The sequence below is a fragment of the Agrobacterium genomosp. 13 str. CFBP 6927 genome (assembly GCA_900012615.1).
Taxonomy (GTDB): domain Bacteria; phylum Pseudomonadota; class Alphaproteobacteria; order Rhizobiales; family Rhizobiaceae; genus Agrobacterium.
Genome location: LT009756.1, coordinates 1,018,017 through 1,034,510 on the forward strand (window position 1 = coordinate 1,018,017; position 16,494 = coordinate 1,034,510).

Consider the following 16,494-nt stretch of genomic DNA (forward strand, 5'->3'; position numbering starts at 1 on the left):
TGCATGCATTGCAAGGCGCGACACTGTGTCAATTATTCGTTGCCGGCGGATTTGTTGCCGGCACATCTTCCGCAGGCGCCTGCGTGGCTGTCGGTTCCTGTGGTTTCCCGAGGATGCGGGCGCGGATCTGCGGTTCGATATCGTCAGGCAGAACCGCCTCCAGCTTGCCCACCAGCCCGTCGAGGAAGGGCTTGGACTTCGCCTGTGTCACCCATTCCGGCTGCGTCTTCACATCCACCAGCCAGTTCCAGAAGGCGACCGCGACGACAAGCAGCAGAATGCCGCGCGCCGCGCCGAACAGGAAACCGAGCGTGCGATCCAGCGCACCGATGCGGCTGTCGATGATGAAATCGGCAATGCGCGAGGTGATGAAGGAAATCACGATCAGCGAGACGAGGAAGACCACGCCCGCCGAACCGGCAATGGCGATCTTGTCGTCATCGGTATAGTTGCGCGCATAGGGCAGCAGGACCGGATAAAGATAATAGGCAGCGGCGACCGAGCCGCCCCAGCTTGCAATCGACAGAATCTCGCGTGAAAAACCGCGCACCATTGCAAGAAGGGCGGAGAAAAGAACAACGGCGATGACGATGCCGTCGAAAATTGTAATGGGCATATACCAACTCCGGAGGTGCGACGCCTTGTCAGACGCTGCCTTGCCAATTTTGCGATCCTCTTACACCACTGTTTCCCTTGGCGAAAGGATCAATATTCGTCGTCCTCAACCTGTTTGAACCGGTTGCCGGAGCCGGCGATGCGGGCCACGAGGTCCGGAAGGCTTTCGATTTCCGTCCAGCGCCCCTTGCCGCCTTTCGGCAATTCAGCCGAAGCAGAAGGCAGAAGTGCGGCGGAAAAGCCAAGTTTTTCAGCTTCTTTCAATCGCTGGCCCGTATGCGAGACCGGCCGAACCGCACCCGACAGGCTGATTTCGCCGAAATAAACACAATCGGCGGGAAGGGCAAGACCGGCAAGCGAGGAAACCAGCGCCGAGGCAATCGCCATATCGGCGGCCGGTTCGGAAATACGGTAGCCGCCGGCGACATTCAAATAAACGTCATGCTGGCCGAGCTTCACGCCGCAATGAGCCTCCAGCACGGCCAGAATCATCGCGAGGCGGGAACTGTCCCAGCCGACCACGGCGCGACGCGGCGTACCCAGCGACGTGGCAGCGACCAGCGCCTGCACTTCGACAAGCACGGGTCGCGTGCCCTCGATGCCGGCAAAAACCGCAGCACCCGGCGACTTTTCGTTGCGCTCGCCGAGAAACAGTTCGGAGGGGTTGGAGACTTCCCGAAGGCCGCGATCCGACATTTCGAACACACCGATTTCATCGGTCGGCCCGAAGCGATTCTTGACGGTGCGCAGGATGCGATGATGATGTCCGCGGTCGCCTTCGAAATAAAGCACGGCATCGACCATGTGCTCGACCACGCGAGGGCCGGCGATCTGGCCTTCCTTGGTGACATGGCCGACGAGCACCATGGTCGCGCCGGTCTGCTTGGCGAAACGGATCATCGCCTGCACGCCGGTACGCACCTGCGTCACCGTGCCGGGGGCGGAATCGGCCGTATCGCTCCACAGCGTCTGGATGGAATCGATGATGACGAGATCGGGCCGCTTGCCTTCGGAAATCGTGGCGAGAATATCCTCGACATTGGTTTCCGCCGCCAGCAGCACATCGGTTTCCGCAGCCCCGAGACGCTGCGCGCGCAGACGCACCTGCGCCACCGCCTCTTCACCAGAGACATAGATGATGCGATGCCCGCGCCGCGAAAGAGCCGCTGCGGCCTGCATGAGGAGCGTCGATTTGCCGATGCCGGGATCGCCGCCGATCAAAACCGCCGAACCGCGCACGAAACCGCCGCCGGTCGCCCGGTCGAGTTCGCTGATACCGGTCGGGATACGCGGCGCCTCCTCGATTTCACCTGAAAGCGAGGTGAGGGTGACAGGCCGACCCTTCTTCGGCACCTTGCCCGGCCCGGAGCCGATGCCGCCCATCGGGTCTTCCTCGACGATGGTATTCCACTCGCCGCAGCCTTCGCATTTTCCCGCCCAGCGGGTGTGAACCGTGCCGCAGTTCTGGCACACGAATTGGGTCTTGGCTTTGGCCATGTTATGTCAGTTTTCTTCTTCTACGTCTTCAGCGCCAATGTGTTGATGGCCGTGGACGATGCGCAATATGCGCAATTCGTTTTCTTTTACACGAAAATAGATGCAGCGATTTTTGTGATTTACGGCACGAAGACCGCTGCTGATCCAGTCACGGGAAACTCCGGTCAGACCCAGCCGGGCTGTATCCCGGATTTTCCGCTCTATGGCCGATACTAGTTGTTCGCCCGCGACCGGATTTTTGTCCTCCAGAAATTTATAGAGATCGATAAGATCACGAATGGCACGCGATGACAGGGAATAGATGCGGGCCTTCGTCACTTTTCGTTTCTGGCGCGTTCGATGATGTAGGCGGTCAGATCATCATCCGTCGAAAAGGTCACGTAATCACCCCGTTCGAACTCTGCGTCAGCTTCGTGAATCATCTTCCGGAGCTCCGCGAGTCGTCCCTCGTCACTGCTCAGCAATTGCAGGCTCGCATGAATAACTGCGTCCGCATCGCTGTAGATGCCCGCCGCCACCTGCTCCTCGATGAACTTCTCGTCCTGCTCGCTCAAATGGATTTCGGGCATTTCGATCTCCTTTTGTTCTCTTCTAGCACAGGTCGCCGCCGCTTTCCAAGGGCTAAAGGCGCGGCTCAGTCGTCGGCCATCAGATATTGCCGCTCGTAACGCAGGCCAAGCCCCGTCAGCATCTCGTAACCGATGGTGCCGGCCGCCCGCGCGGTCTCATCGACCGGCACATTGGGACCGAAAAGCTCGATATAGTCGCCGGCACGGATGGCGTTGGCCGGAATGTCCGTCACGTCGAAAATGGTGAGGTCCATGGTCACACGGCCGGCGACCGGCACCCTGTGGCCGTTGGCGACGCCATAGGCACCGCCATGGCCCATTTCGCGCAGCGGAATGCCTGAGCCGGAAAGCGAACGCTGGTATCCATCGGCATAACCCACGGAAGCGATGGCAAGGCGGCTTGCGCGCTTCAGCAGGAAAGTGCCGCCATAACTCACGGTCTGGCCTTCGCCCGCCTCACGAATTTGGATGATCCTCGCTTCGGCCTTGGCGACAGGCCGCATCGGATTGACCACGTCATTGACCGCTTCGCCACCATAAAGCGCGATGCCGGGGCGGGTGAGATCGAAATGATAGTCATGTCCCAGAAAGATGCCGGCAGAAGCCGACAGGCTTGATTCGATTCCTTCGAAAGCGGCGCTAACCTTTCGAAATGATTCGAGTTGAACCCTGTTCATTGGCGAGGAGGGCGTGTCGGCGCAGGCGAGGTGCGACAGCACCAGAACCGGGTCGAAACTCGCCGGCCGCGTCACGTCGTCGGCCAGAAACAGCGCGTCCTCGAGCGGCAGTCCGAGGCGGTTGAAACCGGTATCGACATGCAGCGCGCAGGGGTGGTCGCCGCGCTCGGCAACCGTCGCCATCCAGAAAGAAAGCTGCTCCTCCGAGGCCAGAACCGGCACCAGATCATTGTCGAAGACCTGACGTTCCTGACCCTGCCATATGCCTGACAGCACGAAAATGCGCGCTTCGGGGGCATAGGAACGCAGCGTCGCCCCCTCGGCCACCGTCGCCACGAAGAAATCGCGCGCGCCGGCATGGTAAAGCGTCGCCCCGCAATCCTCGATACCGAGACCATAGGCATCGGCCTTGACGACAGCAGCCGTCCGCGCCTCGCCGGACCGCTTCTTCATGTCCCGCCAATTATCGGCGAGCGCGCCGAGATCAACGGTCAGCCTCAGTGGCGCGTGTTCAAAAGCGTCGGTTTCGTTCTCAGCAAATGTATCTTCGAAGTCGTCTGTCATGCCATGCGTCCGGTTGATTTGGAACCGGCCAGACCCTAGCACTTTTGTTCAAGACGGTAATGACCGAATGCTTTAAACTCCTTCTATGCACAATGTTTCGCAGGAACAGGCCATAGATGTCATGCCTATTGCCGCGACGGAAACCACGCGTTTCTGGCGCGACCGGCATTTTGGCGGCATGGAATGTCTGAGCGCGACGTTCCTGACGCATGAATATTCCCCACATGCGCATGACACCTTCTCCATCGGCGCGATTGAAAGCGGCTCGCAGATTTCCACCATTCAGGGCACCACCGAACAGACGGGGCCGGGTCATCTCTATCTGATCAACCCGGACGAGATTCACGATGGCGCGCCGGGCGGCGGCGGTTATCGCTACCGCATGATCTATCCCGACAGATTGCTGCTGCGCGACATTATCGAGGATGTGACGGGCAGGGCCTTTCACGGCACGCCGTCTTTCCCCCGGTTTCTGCCGCGCGATCCACAGATGGCCATCGCTTTCCAGATGGCGCATCGCCGGCTGGAGGCCGGGTCCGGCGCTCTGGAAGCGGATGAGGGCATGTTCTCGGTTCTCGCCGCCTTGTTCGGCAGGCACGGCAGCGCCATCATCCTGCCCGTCAAAACCCGCGAGAAAACCGCGGTCCATACCGCGAGGGATTATCTTTCCGACAATTACGAGACCGATATCGGCCTTGAGGAACTGGCCTCGATTGCCGGCCTCAGTCGCGCCCACCTTATCCGCGCCTTTCGCAAGGAGTTTCATATCACCCCGCACGCCTATCTGACGGATGTGCGCATCCGGCAGGCGCGCCGTCTTCTGCGTGCGGGTGAGACGCCGGCCGAAGTGGCGGCGCTGTGCGGTTTTGCCGATCAGGCGCATTTTACCCGGCATTTCAAGGCGCGCACCGGCGTCACGCCAGGGCAATTCCGCGTGGCGTGATCCCGCCCGCGTTTCTTCGCCACAATGTCACTTTCGTTCAAGACGAGGTGGCTTGCCGGGCGTAATCGCCTTCTTCTGCAAGGGAGAATGCGATGTTCGTATCGGAAAAGCGCTCGGAATTCGGCGCGGGGTTGAGGGCCGCCGCCCCGCTGCTTGTCGCCATGGTGCCGATTGGCGTGGTGTTCGGCGCGGTCGCCATTGGCAAGGGCCTGTCGCCGCTGGAAGCCTCGCTGATGTCGCTGCTGGTCTTTGCCGGCGGCTCGCAATTTGTGGCCATGGATCTGTGGATGCATCCGGCAAGCTGGAGCGCGCTCGGTTTCGCAGCACTGCTGGTCAATCTGCGCCACGTGCTGATGAGCGCCTCCATCGCCGGCAAGCTGGACGATTTTACCGGCTGGCGAAAATACGCGGCCATGCTGGTGTTGACCGACGAATCCTGGGCGCTGTCGGAATTCAGGGTCATTGCCGGCAGGCTGACGGCGGCCTTCTTCACCGGGGCCGCGCTATCGATCTATCTCGTCTGGAACCTCGCCACTCTGGCAGGCGCGCTGCTTGGCTCTGTCTTGGGTGACATGTCCGTGATCGGTCTGGATTTCGCCTTCCCGGCTGTCTTCATCGTGCTACTCATGGGATTCTGGAAGGGCAGGGAAACCGGTTTCGTGCTGCTGGCAAGTGCCGCCGCCGCCTATCTCACCCATACGCTGGTTCCGGGCGCCTGGTATATTGCAGCCGGCGCGCTGGCGGGGCTTGCCGTCGCGGCCTTCGGTCATGAAGAGCAGGCGGAGCAGCCGGTATGACGCTCGATATGAATACCCTGCTGGCGATTCTGGCCATGATGGCGGCAACCGTCGCCACGCGTCTTGGCGGTCTGCTGCTGGTCAGTCATTTCACCCTGACACCGCGTCTGAAAAAGGCGCTCGGTGTGGTTCCGCCTGCCGTTCTGATGGCCGTCGTCACGCCGACGGCGCTGGCAAGCGGACTGGCGGAAACAATTGCCTGCGCGGTAACCGCAATCGCGGCACTCCGCCTCAGCCTGCTGCCAGCCGCCACACTCGGCGTCGTCAGCGTCGCGCTGCTGCGCGGAATCGGATTGTGAAACAATACGGCCAAGGTCCTGAAAAGACTCCGTTCGTTCCATTCCAAACCTGAGGCATAGGTTGAGGGCGAAACCATTTGCCCTCAAATATCCATATGGGATCAATGCTCTTCGTATTGGCTGAAGCTCGGGTCGGCCAGATCCGCAAAGCGGGTGAATTCGGACTGGAAGGCGAGCTTTACCGTGCCGGTCGGTCCGTGGCGCTGCTTGGCGATGATGACATCAGCCGTGCCCTTCACCCGGTCGAAATGTGCTTCCCATTCGGCATATTTCACATCGCCGGGGTCACGCGGCTCCATGTTTTTCACATAATATTCTTCACGGAACACGAACATCACCACGTCGGCGTCCTGCTCGATGGAGCCCGATTCACGCAGGTCGGAAAGCTGCGGGCGCTTGTCCTCGCGGCTTTCCACCGCACGGGAGAGCTGTGACAGCGCGATGATGGGAACATTGAGTTCCTTGCCAAGCGCCTTCAGGCCCGTGGTGATCTGGGTGATTTCCTGCACGCGGTTTTCGCCGCCCTTGCCGCCACCGGTCATCAGCTGAATATAGTCCACGACAAGGACATCGAGGCCGCGCTGGCGCTTCAGGCGACGGGCGCGGGCGGAAAGCTGGGCGATGGAGATACCACCGGTCTGGTCGATGTAAAGCGGCACTTTCTGCATCATCTGGGAGCAGGCGACGAGCTTTTCGAAATCGGCCTCGGTAATGTCACCGCGACGGATTTTCGAGGACGACACTTCGGTCTGCTCGGAAATGATACGGGTGGCCAGCTGTTCGGACGACATTTCGAGCGAGTAGAAGCCGACGACACCGCCGTTTTTCGCCTTGAACGAACCATCGGGCTGCACTTCCTGATCATAGGACGCGGCGATGTTATAGGCGATGTTGGTGGCAAGCGAGGTCTTGCCCATACCCGGGCGACCGGCAAGCACGATAAGGTCGGAACGCTGCAAACCGCCCATGCGGGCGTCGAGCGAGTGAATGCCGGTGGAGATGCCGGAGAGATTGCCGTCGCGCTCGAAGGCGGCCCCCGCCATGTCGATCGCCAGCGCCACTGCGTCGTTGAACGACTGGAAGCCGCCATCGTAACGGCCGGTTTCCGCCAGTTCGAACAGGCGGCGCTCGGTGTCCTCGATCTGTGCCTGCGGCGGCATGTCGAGCGGCGCGTCATAGGCGATGTTGACGACATCCTCGCCGATCTGGATCAGCGCGCGACGCAGCGCCAGATCGTAAATCGCGCGGCCGTAATCTTCGGCATTGATGATGGAGACGGCTTCCGCCGCCAGGCGCGCGAGATATTGCGCCACCGTCAGGTCGCCGATCTTGTCGTCGGCCGGCAGGAAGGTCTTGATCGTCACCGGATTGGCGGTTTTGCCCATGCGGATGATATCGCCCGCCACCTCGAAAATCTTGCGATGCAAGGGTTCGTAAAGATGCACGGGCTTCAGGAAGTCCGACACGCGGTAATAGGCGTCGTTATTGACGAGGATGGCGCCGAGCAGCGCCTGTTCGGCCTCGATGTTGTTCGGCGCTTCGCGGTAATGCGGTTCCGCCGGCTGCGCGGGGGTGATCTTTCTCACAGCGTCGTTCATGGTTTGCGCGATCTCCCTTTGCCTTGTCCTTAAACCTCGGGTTTGGCTTCCTGGGGCATGGCAGTCAATGATATTGTTGCAACACTATACGGCAGGCTGACGTCCGTTCTGAAAAGCTGGATCACATCTTCAGTTGTCCCCAGCAATCCACAGGCGGGCGGGAACGAGGTGCCGGCATTTCCCGGCAACGTGATTCGCTGCCATGAGTTTACCGCATGGCAGACCCGGCATGAAAGAAACTTGAAAATCGTCAGGCTTACGAATAAATAGGCAGAAAATAAGTAGTGTGCTAATTATAAGGCTGGCTGATATGTCCCGCGAGACCGACAAGGAACAGCTCCTCGATGAAGTCTCCGCTTTTACCCGCAAACTGCGCGCGTTTTTCGACGCGAGGGTAGGGGAAAGCGGCCTGACGCTGGCGCGTGCGCGTGCGCTTTTTGCCCTGTCGCGGCGCGGGCCTTTAACCCAGACTGAACTTGCCGAGGAAATGGAAATCGAGACCCCGACCTTGGTGCGTGTGCTGGATGGCATGGAGAAACAGAACCTCATCGAACGCCGCTCCGACGAAAACGACCGCCGCGCCAAACGCATTCACATGACAGCGGAAGGAGAGAAGACCTCGCAGACGGTGCAGGCGGTGGCGAAATCGCTGCGTTCGGAAATCGCTGCCGATATTTCCTCGCAGGAACTCGCAATGGCGCTTGATGTCATGCGCCGGCTTTCCGCCAATCTGCAAAATCTGGCAAGCGGGAGGGTGCAATCGTGAGCACCGTGTTGCCGCAGACAACGGATGAGGCCGCTCCCGCAAATACAGAAGCGACCGTCAAGCCGGACGACATTCCGGAAGAGCAGGCCAGCACGTCGCTGAGCGATGCAGGTACAAGCGAGACCGCGCCGGAAGCTGCCGTTCCCGCCGCGCCGCAACCGGTAGAACGGCCGGTGTGGCTGCGGCTGTGCTTCATCTTCGCGGGCCTGTCGTTCTTCATCACCCAGGGTCTGGGCATGAACCTCGTCATGGCCAATATCTACCAGCTTCAGGGCGAGTTTTCCGCAACAGTGGCGGAAGTGGCATGGCTCTCCGCCGCCTATATGGCGCCCTATGCCACATTTTCCATCGCTCTCTTCAAGATCAGGGCGCAATATGGCCTGCGGCCCTTTGCCGAACTCTCGATCATCGCCTTTGTGGTCGCTTCCTGCCTAAACCTCTTCGTGACAGACCTGCATTCGGCCATCGTTATCCGTTTCGTCAGCGGCATGGCCGCCGCGCCGATTTCGTCGCTCGGCTTTCTCTACATTCTGGAAGCCTTTCCGCCCGCGCGGAAATTCTCGCTCGGTTTCAGCATCGCGCTGACCGGCACCTTGCTGTCGGCACCCGTCGCCCGCATCGTTTCGCCCTCTCTTTTGGAAATCGATGGCTGGAACGCGCTTTATTCCATGGAGGTGGGGTTTGCGCTGATCTCCTTCGCGATGATCTATGTGCTGAAAGTCACGCCGCCGCCGCGTGCGAAAGTCATCGAGCGCATGGACATTCTGAGCTATCTGCTGTTTGCGGGCGGTCTCGGCTGTCTTGCGGTCATGCTTACCCTTGGCCGGTTCTACTGGTGGTTCGAAACATGGTGGCTGGGCGTGCTTCTGGCAACGTCGATCGCGCTCCTGACCCTCATGGCCTTCATCGAATTGCCGCGCAAAAACCCGCTGCTCGACCTGCGCTGGATTTTTTCGAAGACCAACCTGCATATTATTGCGGTGCTGCTCGTTTATCGCGCGGTTTCTTCCGAACAATCCTCAACAGCGGTCAGCTTCTACCAGCAGCTTGGCCTGCTGAACGACCAGACGACGACGCTTTATGCGCTGGTGTTGCTGGCGACGGTGCTTGGCGGTGCGGCCTGCGCCTGGCTGATGCTGACAAAATACGTGGATACGGCGCATGTGATTGCGCTGGCGCTGATCGCCGCCGGCTCGTTAATGGACAGCCAGTCCACCAATCTGACGCGGCCGGGCGAAATGTATCTCAGCCAGATGATGATTGCCTTCGGGGCGGCCATGTTCCTGCCGCCCGTCATGTCCAAGGGTTTTGCCGCGGCCCTTGCCAGAGGTGCACCCTACTTGGTGAATTTCATCACCATCTTCCTGTTCACCCAGATCACGGGTTCGATGCTGATGACCGGGCTGCTCGGTAGCTTCGTGACACTGCGCGAAAAATTCCATTCCAATATACTGGTGGAAAATGTCCTGCTCACCAATCCCGTAGTCGCCCAGCGCGTATCCCAGCTTTCCGGCGCCTACAGCCATGTCATCACCGACCCGGCGCTGCTGAAGGCCGAGGGGCTTTCCCTTCTCGGCCAGCAGGTCAGCAAGGAGGCCTATGTGCTTGCCTATAATGATACGTTCCTGCTGATCTCCGTTGTTTCGGCGCTGGCGCTCGTCGCGCTTTTGATCCACCTTGCATGGCTGCGCATCCGCCCGTTCCTCCTGAGGGACAATGTCGATGCCGCACCGGCACAACAGTCTTGAACCTTCCAAGAGTGATACAATGCTGAAGAAGTTTTTTACCCCCGTTTCCATTCTCGTCCTGCTCGGCGGCCTCGCCGGCGTGGCACTGGTGCTTTACGCCTGGCGGCTGCCGCCGTTCCTCTCCACCGTTGAAATGACCGACAACGCCTTCGTGCGCGGTTACGTCACCACCATGAGCCCGCAGGTCAGCGGTTACGTCGTGGACGTGCCTGTGAAGGACTATCAGGAGGTCAAGAAGGGCACCTTGCTGGCGAAGATCGATGACCGCATCTACCGCCAGAAACAGGCACAGGCGGCCGCCACGCTCGATACGCAGAAGGCGGCGCTCGATAATTCCCGTCAGCAGGAAAACGCTGCCAATGCCAATATCCTTTCCAGCCAGGCGGCTGTCGATGCCGCCGAGGCCTCTCTGAAGCAGGCGCAGCTTGCATCCGACCGGCAGGATAATCTCATCAAGAGCGGTGTCGGAACCTCAAGCCTTCAGGAAGAGGCGCATGCCGCGCTTGAAAAGGCGCGCGCATCCCTGTCGCAGGCGAAAGCAGCCCTCGAGGTCTCGCGACAGGATCTGCAGACGATCATCGTCAATCGCAGTTCGTTGCAGGCGGCTGTCGCCAATGCCGAAGCTGCGGTGGAACTTGCGAAGATCGACCTCGACAATACGGAGATTCATGCGCCGGTGGATGGCAGGCTCGGTGAAATCGGCGTGCGCACCGGTCAATATGTCACGGCGGGAACGCAATTGATGGCGGTCGTGCCGCATGATGTCTGGGTCATCGCCAATTTCAAGGAAACCCAGCTTTCCGGCATGCAGGTCGGCCAGCCGGTGACGATCTCGGTGGATGCCCTGCATCGCCGCAAGCTCAACGGCCGCGTCGAGCGGTTCTCGCCCGCCACGGGATCGGAATTCGCTGTCATCAAGCCGGACAATGCGACAGGCAATTTCGTGAAGATCGCCCAGCGTGTCGGCGTGCGCATCGCGATTGATGCGGATCAGCCGCTGGCGGCGGATCTGTCGCCGGGCATGTCGGTGGTCGTGCATGTGGACAAAAGCGTGGCGCCGGAGGGGGCTGAGACGGCGGCGAGGTAGTGGGCGTTGAGGGTGCGGATGGTGGGCACCCCCCTCTGTCCTGCCGGACATCTCCCCCTCAAAAGGGGAGATCGATATGCCGCACTCGCCCGTTCCATAGGCAGGGAGCCGTCCGCTTGCCGATCTCCCCCCTTGAGGGGGAGATGCCCGGCAGGGCAGAGGGGGGTATCCAACGGCAAACTCCAACCCACAAACAAAAAAACCCGGATGTTTCCATCCGGGGTTTTTCTTCGGCCGCTAGGCCAAATCTTATTCGTCGTCGCCGTCGCGGTCTGCTTCCGGATCGAAGAAGTCTTCCGGACGCAGGGCGTCTTCGTCAACGCCGTAGATGGCGTCGGCGGAGGTGAGGCTTTCGCCCTTGGACTGACGCTCGGCTTCTTCGGCGGAACGGGCAACGTTCAGCTCGACCTGAAGCTCGACTTCGGCGTGCAGGTGCAGGGTGACGTTGTGCAGGCCGATGGTCTTGATCGGCGTGTTCAGTTCAACCTGGTTGCGGCCGATGTTGAAGCCTTCGGCAGCCAGGATTTCAACGACGTCGCGAGCAGCAACAGAGCCGTACAGCTGACCGGTTTCGCCAGCCGAACGGACGACGATGAAGGACTTGCCTTCGAGTGCTTCGGCAACCTTCTGGGCTTCCGACTTGCGCTCGAGGTTACGGGCTTCAAGCGTTGCGCGCTCGGTTTCGAAACGGGTCTTGTTGGCGGCGTTGGCGCGCAGCGCCTTGCCCTGCGGCAGCAGGAAGTTACGGGCGTAACCGTCGCGAACCTTGACGGTTTCGCCCATCTGGCCGAGCTTGTTGATGCGTTCGAGAAGAATAACGTCCATCTTCTTGATCCTTTCTAGTTGTTGGTTTCGTTCGTATTGTCGGTTTTCCGTGCAGGCGTCAGCGAGATCGTGCTGCGCACGTCGCTCAAGCCGAGCACGAGAATGATGAACAGCGGAAAGACAAAGACCGCCGAGAGATAAGCGAGGATAAGAACCGGCAGACGCCAGTCCTTTCCGCGCGCTTTTTTATGCAGCGAGGCATAACCTGCCATCAGGAAGCCTGCGCCGAAGGTGCCGCAGATGACGGCGCCAACCATGGCGGCGACGCCGCCGAAGAACATGGCCACGATGCCGGCCAGAAAAATGAAGATCGCGTTGCGGTGCATGCGCAGCGCGGAAGCAATGTCCTCACGCGGGCGAAGGCCCTTGCCGAAGGAACCAACCAGCCGGGTTGCGAAATAATAGGCCGCGAACAGAAGGATGACCCACAGGCCGCCCTGAACGATCGGCAGCATCAGCACCAGCAGCGATTTTGTCTGGGCGAGCGCCTCGGCATTGGGTTCGAACAGCGGCTCGCGGTTCTGCACCGAGGTCATCATGATATCGACCATGCGGGCGACGAGATCAGGGCCGTAACCGATCATCCAGCCAAGAATGACGACGGCAACCGCAACCAGGAGGCAAAGATGCAGGACGATGCCGGAGAGCGGATACCAGGCAAGCAGATCATCCGGACCGCCAAGTTCGGAGGCCGGGCGTGCCAGATTGGCGAGATGCGAAAGCCAGCCCGCCGGGATCAGCGTGAAGATCGCGATGGTCAGCGCAAACAGCGGCGACATGACAAGCGCGCCGATGATGGCCGTGGTGATGATCGCAACGACAGCGGCGCGGTTGCCCCAGCCCATGCCGGCGATGAAGATGGGCATGGCCGAACCGGCATAGAGCAGGAAGGAAAAGGACGACTGTGCCGTTGCGCCAAGCGTTAGAAACGCGGCGCATATGCCGGCGAGAACGCCGGTGATCAGCACTGTCTGGTTCAACTTTTGCACTTCGCTGTCCTGCTGAAACTAAAGCAGTTAGAGGATCGCTCCTGAGAGCCTCATCCCCAACATGGGTTTTTTGGTATCGATCCGCGCCCAACGCGGAAGGATTTGGAAGCCTTCAACCTACTGCTTAGAAGGCAGTAGCTTCAAAGGAGAAAGCGAGGCCGCGCCGAAACGCAGCCTCGCTTCAATTCATTACGCTACGACGTAAGGCAGCAGGCCGAGGAAACGGGCGCGCTTGATCGCCTGGGCGAGTTCGCGCTGCTTCTTCTGGGAAACGGCCGTGATGCGGGAAGGAACGATCTTGCCGCGCTCGGAAATGTAGCGCTGCAGGAGACGAACGTCCTTGTAGTCGATCTTCGGAGCGTTTGCGCCGGAGAAGGGGCACGTCTTGCGACGACGGTGGAACGGGCGGCGTGCCTGGGAAGAGGATGCGTCAGCCATTGGTCAAAACTCCTTCTTATGCACGGTCTTCGCGCGGACGGCGCGGACGGTCTTCGCGGTCGCCGAAGCCACCTTCGCGCGGTGCGCGCGGACCACGATCTTCACGCGGGCCACGGTCCGGACGGTCGCCGTCACGGCGCGGACGGTCGTCGCGATCGCGCTTCTGCATCATCGCGGACGGGCCTTCTTCGTGGGCTTCGACGGCGATGGTCATGTAGCGAAGAACGTCTTCGTTGATGCGCATCTGGCGCTCGACTTCATGAACTGCAGCCGCCGGAGCGTCGATGTCCATGAGAGCGTAGTGAGCCTTGCGGTTCTTCTTGATGCGGTAGGTGAGGGACTTCAGACCCCAGTTCTCGACGCGTCCGACTTTACCGCCGAACGATTCGATAACGCCCTTGTACTGCTCGACAAGTGCGTCGACCTGCTGGGCAGAAATATCCTGCCGGGCAAGGAAGATGTGTTCGTAAAGAGCCATTTAAGCTTTGCCTTTCTTGCGTTTCGTCCTTCACCCGGCAACGGCGCTAAGCCTCAACGACTGCTCTTGGGTAGGCGGTAAAGCCTTAAAGCAAGAAAAGCGTTGTTCGAGACGGTCGAGAGCGGAGACACGGGAGGCCGGAAAAACCTTATGGTTCCTGCTGTTTCGTTACCGAAACCAGCCCTCCGTTCAGCCACCAGCCAATTGGACCGGGTGTTGTGAACAGCGCGCTTATACGCAATTTTGCCCGGAATGCAAGGGCAAGGGGCGAAAAAGCGCGCCATTATCCTGTCAGATTGGCATCGGATATTGCCGGTGGATCGCCGCGATCCCCTTCAGCACCTCGTCCGACAGCGTCACGTCGGCCGCCGCAATATCCACCTTCAGCTGCTCGATCGTGGTGGCGCCGATGATGGCCGAGGCCATGAAGGGGCGCGTGAGGCAGAAGGCGATGGCGAGCTTTGCCGGATCGATGCCATGCTGGGCCGCAAGCTCCAGATAGGCCTTGACCGGTGCTTCCTGAAACGGCTGCAGCCGACCGCCGAGGTCCTTGTTGATGGTGGCGCGCGAACCCGCCGGGCGTGCGCCGTTCTGGTACTTGCCGGTAAGCAGCCCCGCCGCCAGCGGCGAATAGGCGAGCAGGCCGACATCCTCGTGATGGGCGACTTCCGCCATGTCGAGATCGAAGCTGCGATAGAGAAGGTTATATTCGTTCTGGATGGTGGCGACGCGCGGCAGGCCGTGGGCCTCGGCGATGTCGATATATTTCTGGGTGCCCCAGGCGCTCTCGTTGGAAAGGCCGATGGCGCGGATCTTGCCGGCTTTCACCAGTTCGCCGAGCGTCTCGAGCTTCTCGGTGATTTCGGCGAGCGTGCGCTGCTTTTCCTGACCCGAGGCGTCGAAGCTCCAGGCGCCGCGGAAATGATAGGTGCCGCGGTTCGGCCAGTGGATCTGGTAGAGGTCGATATAGTCAGTCTTCAGGCGCTTGAGGCTTGTATCCACCGCCTCGCGAATGGCTGCGGCGTCGATGTCGCGGCCGCCGCGAATATAGTCGCGACCGGAGCCGGCAACCTTGGTGGCGAGCACGACCTGGTCGCGCTTGCCGGTCTTTTCAAACCATGTGCCGATATAGTCTTCTGTGCGCCCCTGGGTTTCGGCGGAAACCGGCGTGGTGGGGTAAAGTTCGGCCGTATCGAAGAAATTGACACCGTTCTCAACGGCATAATCCATCTGCGCATGCGCGTCGGCTTCGGTGTTCTGCGTGCCCCACGTCATCGTGCCAAGGCAAATTTCGGACACGGAAATACCCGTGCGGCCCAATAGTCTCTGTTTCATGGAAATGTCCCGGTACCTGGCGAGATGTTTTGAAAAGTGGCATGAAAGTAATGGGGAATTGCCGCAGTGCAAGAAAAAATATGATGAAAAGAATGCGGAAAATAGGTCGGCAAAACCCCGCGAGTGGGGCTGTCCGAGGGCTTCAAGCCTTGACTTCGCGGGCGGGAATGTGAATGGAAGTCCGAAAGAATAAAGGCAAGGCCAGACAAGAAGGACCACATCCCATGGGTATTGCATTCACATTTCCCGGTCAGGGAAGCCAGGCCGTCGGCATGGGCAAGGAACTCGCCGACACTTATGTAGAGGCGCGCGCCGTCTTCGAGGAAGTCGATGAGGCGCTTGGCCAGAAGCTTTCCGACATCATGTGGAATGGCCCGGAGGAAACGCTGACGCTGACGGCGAATGCCCAGCCGGCGCTCATGGCGGTGTCCATGGCGGTCATGCGGGTTCTGGAAGCGCGCGGCCTGAAGCTCTCCGACGCCGTCTCTTTTGTTGCGGGCCATTCGCTTGGCGAATATTCGGCGCTCTGTGCCGCCGGCACCTTCTCGATTGCAGACACCGCCCGTCTTCTTCGCATCCGCGGCAATGCCATGCAGGCCGCCGTTCCGGTTGGCGAGGGCGCCATGGCGGCGATCATCGGGCTGGAGCATGATGCGGTTTCGGCGATCTGCGGGGAGGCCGCCATTCTTGGCATCTGCCAGATCGCCAATGACAATGGCGGCGGCCAGCTGGTCATTTCCGGATCCAAGGCTGCGGTTGAAAAGGCTGCGGCCATCGCTTCCGAAAAGGGCGCTAAGCGCGCCATCATGCTGCCGGTTTCCGCGCCCTTCCACTCGGCGCTGATGGCGCCTGCCGCAGAAGCGATGCGCGAGGCGCTGGCGAGCGTCGAAAAGAACAACCCGGTCGTGCCGGTTATCGCCAATGTGCGCGCCGCTCCCGTTTCCGACGCCAATGAGATCGCCGCCTTGCTGGTTGAGCAGGTGACGGGCCAGGTGCGCTGGCGCGAAACGGTTGAATGGTTCGCCGCCAACAATGTGACGCAGCTTTATGAGATCGGCTCCGGCAAGGTGCTGACGGGCCTTGCCCGCCGCATCGACAAGACGGTGAACGGCGTGGCCGTCAACGGCGCCGCCGATATCGATCAGCTGCTTGCCACTCTCATCGGCTGAGAACAGGCTTACGCCCGTAACGGCTTTCTGTTTTACGATAATTCCCGATGCAAAACCGCTAAAAGGCTTTTTGCGGAATTGCTCTAAAGAAGGAACGGAC

The 16,494-nt window shown here is 60.3% G+C and carries 18 protein-coding genes; 7 read left to right on the top strand and 11 right to left on the bottom strand.

Going from position 1 to position 16,494, the window contains the following annotated elements; all coding sequences use genetic code 11:
- Window positions 1-28 precede the first annotated feature (28 nt).
- The 5 genes from AGR13A_RS05105 to alr all read right to left on the bottom strand — a co-directional run bounded on the left by AGR13A_RS05105 (window position 29) and on the right by alr (window position 3,922).
- Window positions 29-616: a CvpA family protein gene (locus tag AGR13A_RS05105; protein WP_003520707.1), complete on the bottom strand. Its 588-nt coding sequence runs from the start codon at window positions 614-616 to the stop codon at window positions 29-31.
- Between the two features lie 89 nt (window positions 617-705).
- Window positions 706-2,112: a DNA repair protein RadA gene (gene radA / locus AGR13A_RS05110; RefSeq protein ID WP_035217985.1), complete on the bottom strand. Its 1,407-nt coding sequence runs from the start codon at window positions 2,110-2,112 to the stop codon at window positions 706-708.
- Window positions 2,113-2,118: 6 nt separating this feature from the next.
- Window positions 2,119-2,430 carry a type II toxin-antitoxin system RelE/ParE family toxin gene (locus AGR13A_RS05115; protein ID WP_080834033.1) on the bottom strand — a complete coding sequence of 104 codons (312 nt, stop codon included), beginning with the start codon at window positions 2,428-2,430 and terminating at the stop codon, window positions 2,119-2,121.
- Window positions 2,427-2,681, bottom strand: a complete 255-nt coding sequence (locus AGR13A_RS05120) for a type II toxin-antitoxin system ParD family antitoxin (RefSeq protein WP_003520710.1) — start codon at window positions 2,679-2,681, stop codon at window positions 2,427-2,429. The genes AGR13A_RS05115 and AGR13A_RS05120 overlap by 4 nt, the downstream gene beginning before the upstream one ends.
- A gap of 65 nt (window positions 2,682-2,746) precedes the next feature.
- A complete protein-coding gene (alr, locus tag AGR13A_RS05125) occupies window positions 2,747-3,922 on the bottom strand; it encodes an alanine racemase (RefSeq protein ID WP_080834035.1) in 1,176 nt (391 codons plus the stop codon).
- Window positions 3,923-4,007: 85 nt separating this feature from the next.
- Here alr and AGR13A_RS05130 point away from each other — a divergent pair, with 85 nt between their 5' ends.
- The 3 genes from AGR13A_RS05130 to AGR13A_RS05140 all read left to right on the top strand — a co-directional run bounded on the left by AGR13A_RS05130 (window position 4,008) and on the right by AGR13A_RS05140 (window position 5,961).
- Window positions 4,008-4,865, top strand: coding sequence for an AraC family transcriptional regulator (locus tag AGR13A_RS05130; RefSeq protein WP_167377414.1), 858 nt, complete (start codon window positions 4,008-4,010; stop codon window positions 4,863-4,865).
- Window positions 4,866-4,957: 92 nt separating this feature from the next.
- On the top strand, window positions 4,958-5,662 hold the full coding sequence (locus AGR13A_RS05135; RefSeq protein WP_080834037.1) for an AzlC family ABC transporter permease: 705 nt from the start codon (window positions 4,958-4,960) through the stop codon (window positions 5,660-5,662).
- Window positions 5,659-5,961 carry an AzlD family protein gene (locus AGR13A_RS05140; protein WP_035217976.1) on the top strand — a complete coding sequence of 101 codons (303 nt, stop codon included), beginning with the start codon at window positions 5,659-5,661 and terminating at the stop codon, window positions 5,959-5,961. The genes AGR13A_RS05135 and AGR13A_RS05140 overlap by 4 nt, the downstream gene beginning before the upstream one ends.
- 101 nt (window positions 5,962-6,062) lie before the next feature.
- Here the strand turns inward: AGR13A_RS05140 and AGR13A_RS05145 are convergent, their stop codons facing one another.
- A complete protein-coding gene (locus AGR13A_RS05145) occupies window positions 6,063-7,559 on the bottom strand; it encodes a replicative DNA helicase (RefSeq protein ID WP_080834039.1) in 1,497 nt (498 codons plus the stop codon).
- 310 nt (window positions 7,560-7,869) lie between these two features.
- Between AGR13A_RS05145 and AGR13A_RS05150 the strand changes: the two genes are divergently transcribed.
- From AGR13A_RS05150 to AGR13A_RS05160, 3 genes are read left to right on the top strand one after another with little or no spacing between them, the layout of a single operon-like run.
- Window positions 7,870-8,325, top strand: coding sequence for a MarR family winged helix-turn-helix transcriptional regulator (locus tag AGR13A_RS05150; protein ID WP_003496842.1), 456 nt, complete (start codon window positions 7,870-7,872; stop codon window positions 8,323-8,325).
- Window positions 8,322-10,073: an MFS transporter gene (locus tag AGR13A_RS05155; protein ID WP_167377415.1), complete on the top strand. Its 1,752-nt coding sequence runs from the start codon at window positions 8,322-8,324 to the stop codon at window positions 10,071-10,073. Before AGR13A_RS05150 ends, AGR13A_RS05155 begins: the two co-directional genes overlap by 4 nt.
- Before the next feature lie 19 nt (window positions 10,074-10,092).
- Window positions 10,093-11,160 carry an HlyD family secretion protein gene (locus AGR13A_RS05160; RefSeq protein WP_080836562.1) on the top strand — a complete coding sequence of 356 codons (1,068 nt, stop codon included), beginning with the start codon at window positions 10,093-10,095 and terminating at the stop codon, window positions 11,158-11,160.
- Between the two features lie 249 nt (window positions 11,161-11,409).
- Here the strand turns inward: AGR13A_RS05160 and rplI are convergent, their stop codons facing one another.
- From rplI to AGR13A_RS05190, 5 genes are all read right to left on the bottom strand, one after another.
- On the bottom strand, window positions 11,410-11,985 hold the full coding sequence (rplI, locus tag AGR13A_RS05165; protein ID WP_003496836.1) for a 50S ribosomal protein L9: 576 nt from the start codon (window positions 11,983-11,985) through the stop codon (window positions 11,410-11,412).
- A 14-nt stretch (window positions 11,986-11,999) separates the two neighbouring features.
- Entirely contained in the window at window positions 12,000-12,974 is a 975-nt protein-coding gene (locus AGR13A_RS05170; RefSeq protein ID WP_080834041.1) for a DUF2232 domain-containing protein, read from the bottom strand.
- 189 nt (window positions 12,975-13,163) lie between these two features.
- Window positions 13,164-13,412 (bottom strand): 30S ribosomal protein S18, encoded by a 249-nt coding sequence (gene rpsR, locus AGR13A_RS05175; RefSeq protein ID WP_003502063.1) that lies wholly within the window; start codon window positions 13,410-13,412, stop codon window positions 13,164-13,166.
- Between the two features lie 16 nt (window positions 13,413-13,428).
- A complete protein-coding gene (gene rpsF / locus AGR13A_RS05180; RefSeq protein WP_003496829.1) occupies window positions 13,429-13,890 on the bottom strand; it encodes a 30S ribosomal protein S6 in 462 nt (153 codons plus the stop codon).
- Window positions 13,891-14,181: 291 nt separating this feature from the next.
- A complete protein-coding gene (locus AGR13A_RS05190) occupies window positions 14,182-15,225 on the bottom strand; it encodes an aldo/keto reductase (protein ID WP_080834043.1) in 1,044 nt (347 codons plus the stop codon).
- A gap of 224 nt (window positions 15,226-15,449) precedes the next feature.
- Here AGR13A_RS05190 and fabD point away from each other — a divergent pair, with 224 nt between their 5' ends.
- Entirely contained in the window at window positions 15,450-16,394 is a 945-nt protein-coding gene (gene fabD, locus AGR13A_RS05195; RefSeq protein ID WP_139786020.1) for an ACP S-malonyltransferase, read from the top strand.
- Window positions 16,395-16,494 lie beyond the last annotated feature (100 nt).

Coding starts and splice junctions, on each gene's coding strand:
- AGR13A_RS05105 (WP_003520707.1), bottom strand. CDS start 616: ATGCCCATTACAATTTTCGACGGCATCGTCATCGCCGTTGTTCTTTTC.
- radA (WP_035217985.1), bottom strand. CDS start 2,112: ATGGCCAAAGCCAAGACCCAATTCGTGTGCCAGAACTGCGGCACGGTT.
- AGR13A_RS05120 (WP_003520710.1), bottom strand. CDS start 2,681: ATGCCCGAAATCCATTTGAGCGAGCAGGACGAGAAGTTCATCGAGGAG.
- alr (WP_080834035.1), bottom strand. CDS start 3,922: ATGACAGACGACTTCGAAGATACATTTGCTGAGAACGAAACCGACGCT.
- AGR13A_RS05130 (WP_167377414.1), top strand. CDS start 4,008: ATGCACAATGTTTCGCAGGAACAGGCCATAGATGTCATGCCTATTGCC.
- AGR13A_RS05135 (WP_080834037.1), top strand. CDS start 4,958: ATGTTCGTATCGGAAAAGCGCTCGGAATTCGGCGCGGGGTTGAGGGCC.
- AGR13A_RS05140 (WP_035217976.1), top strand. CDS start 5,659: ATGACGCTCGATATGAATACCCTGCTGGCGATTCTGGCCATGATGGCG.
- AGR13A_RS05145 (WP_080834039.1), bottom strand. CDS start 7,559: ATGAACGACGCTGTGAGAAAGATCACCCCCGCGCAGCCGGCGGAACCG.
- AGR13A_RS05150 (WP_003496842.1), top strand. CDS start 7,870: ATGTCCCGCGAGACCGACAAGGAACAGCTCCTCGATGAAGTCTCCGCT.
- AGR13A_RS05160 (WP_080836562.1), top strand. CDS start 10,093: ATGCTGAAGAAGTTTTTTACCCCCGTTTCCATTCTCGTCCTGCTCGGC.
- rplI (WP_003496836.1), bottom strand. CDS start 11,985: ATGGACGTTATTCTTCTCGAACGCATCAACAAGCTCGGCCAGATGGGC.
- rpsR (WP_003502063.1), bottom strand. CDS start 13,412: ATGGCTGACGCATCCTCTTCCCAGGCACGCCGCCCGTTCCACCGTCGT.
- rpsF (WP_003496829.1), bottom strand. CDS start 13,890: ATGGCTCTTTACGAACACATCTTCCTTGCCCGGCAGGATATTTCTGCC.
- AGR13A_RS05190 (WP_080834043.1), bottom strand. CDS start 15,225: ATGAAACAGAGACTATTGGGCCGCACGGGTATTTCCGTGTCCGAAATT.
- fabD (WP_139786020.1), top strand. CDS start 15,450: ATGGGTATTGCATTCACATTTCCCGGTCAGGGAAGCCAGGCCGTCGGC.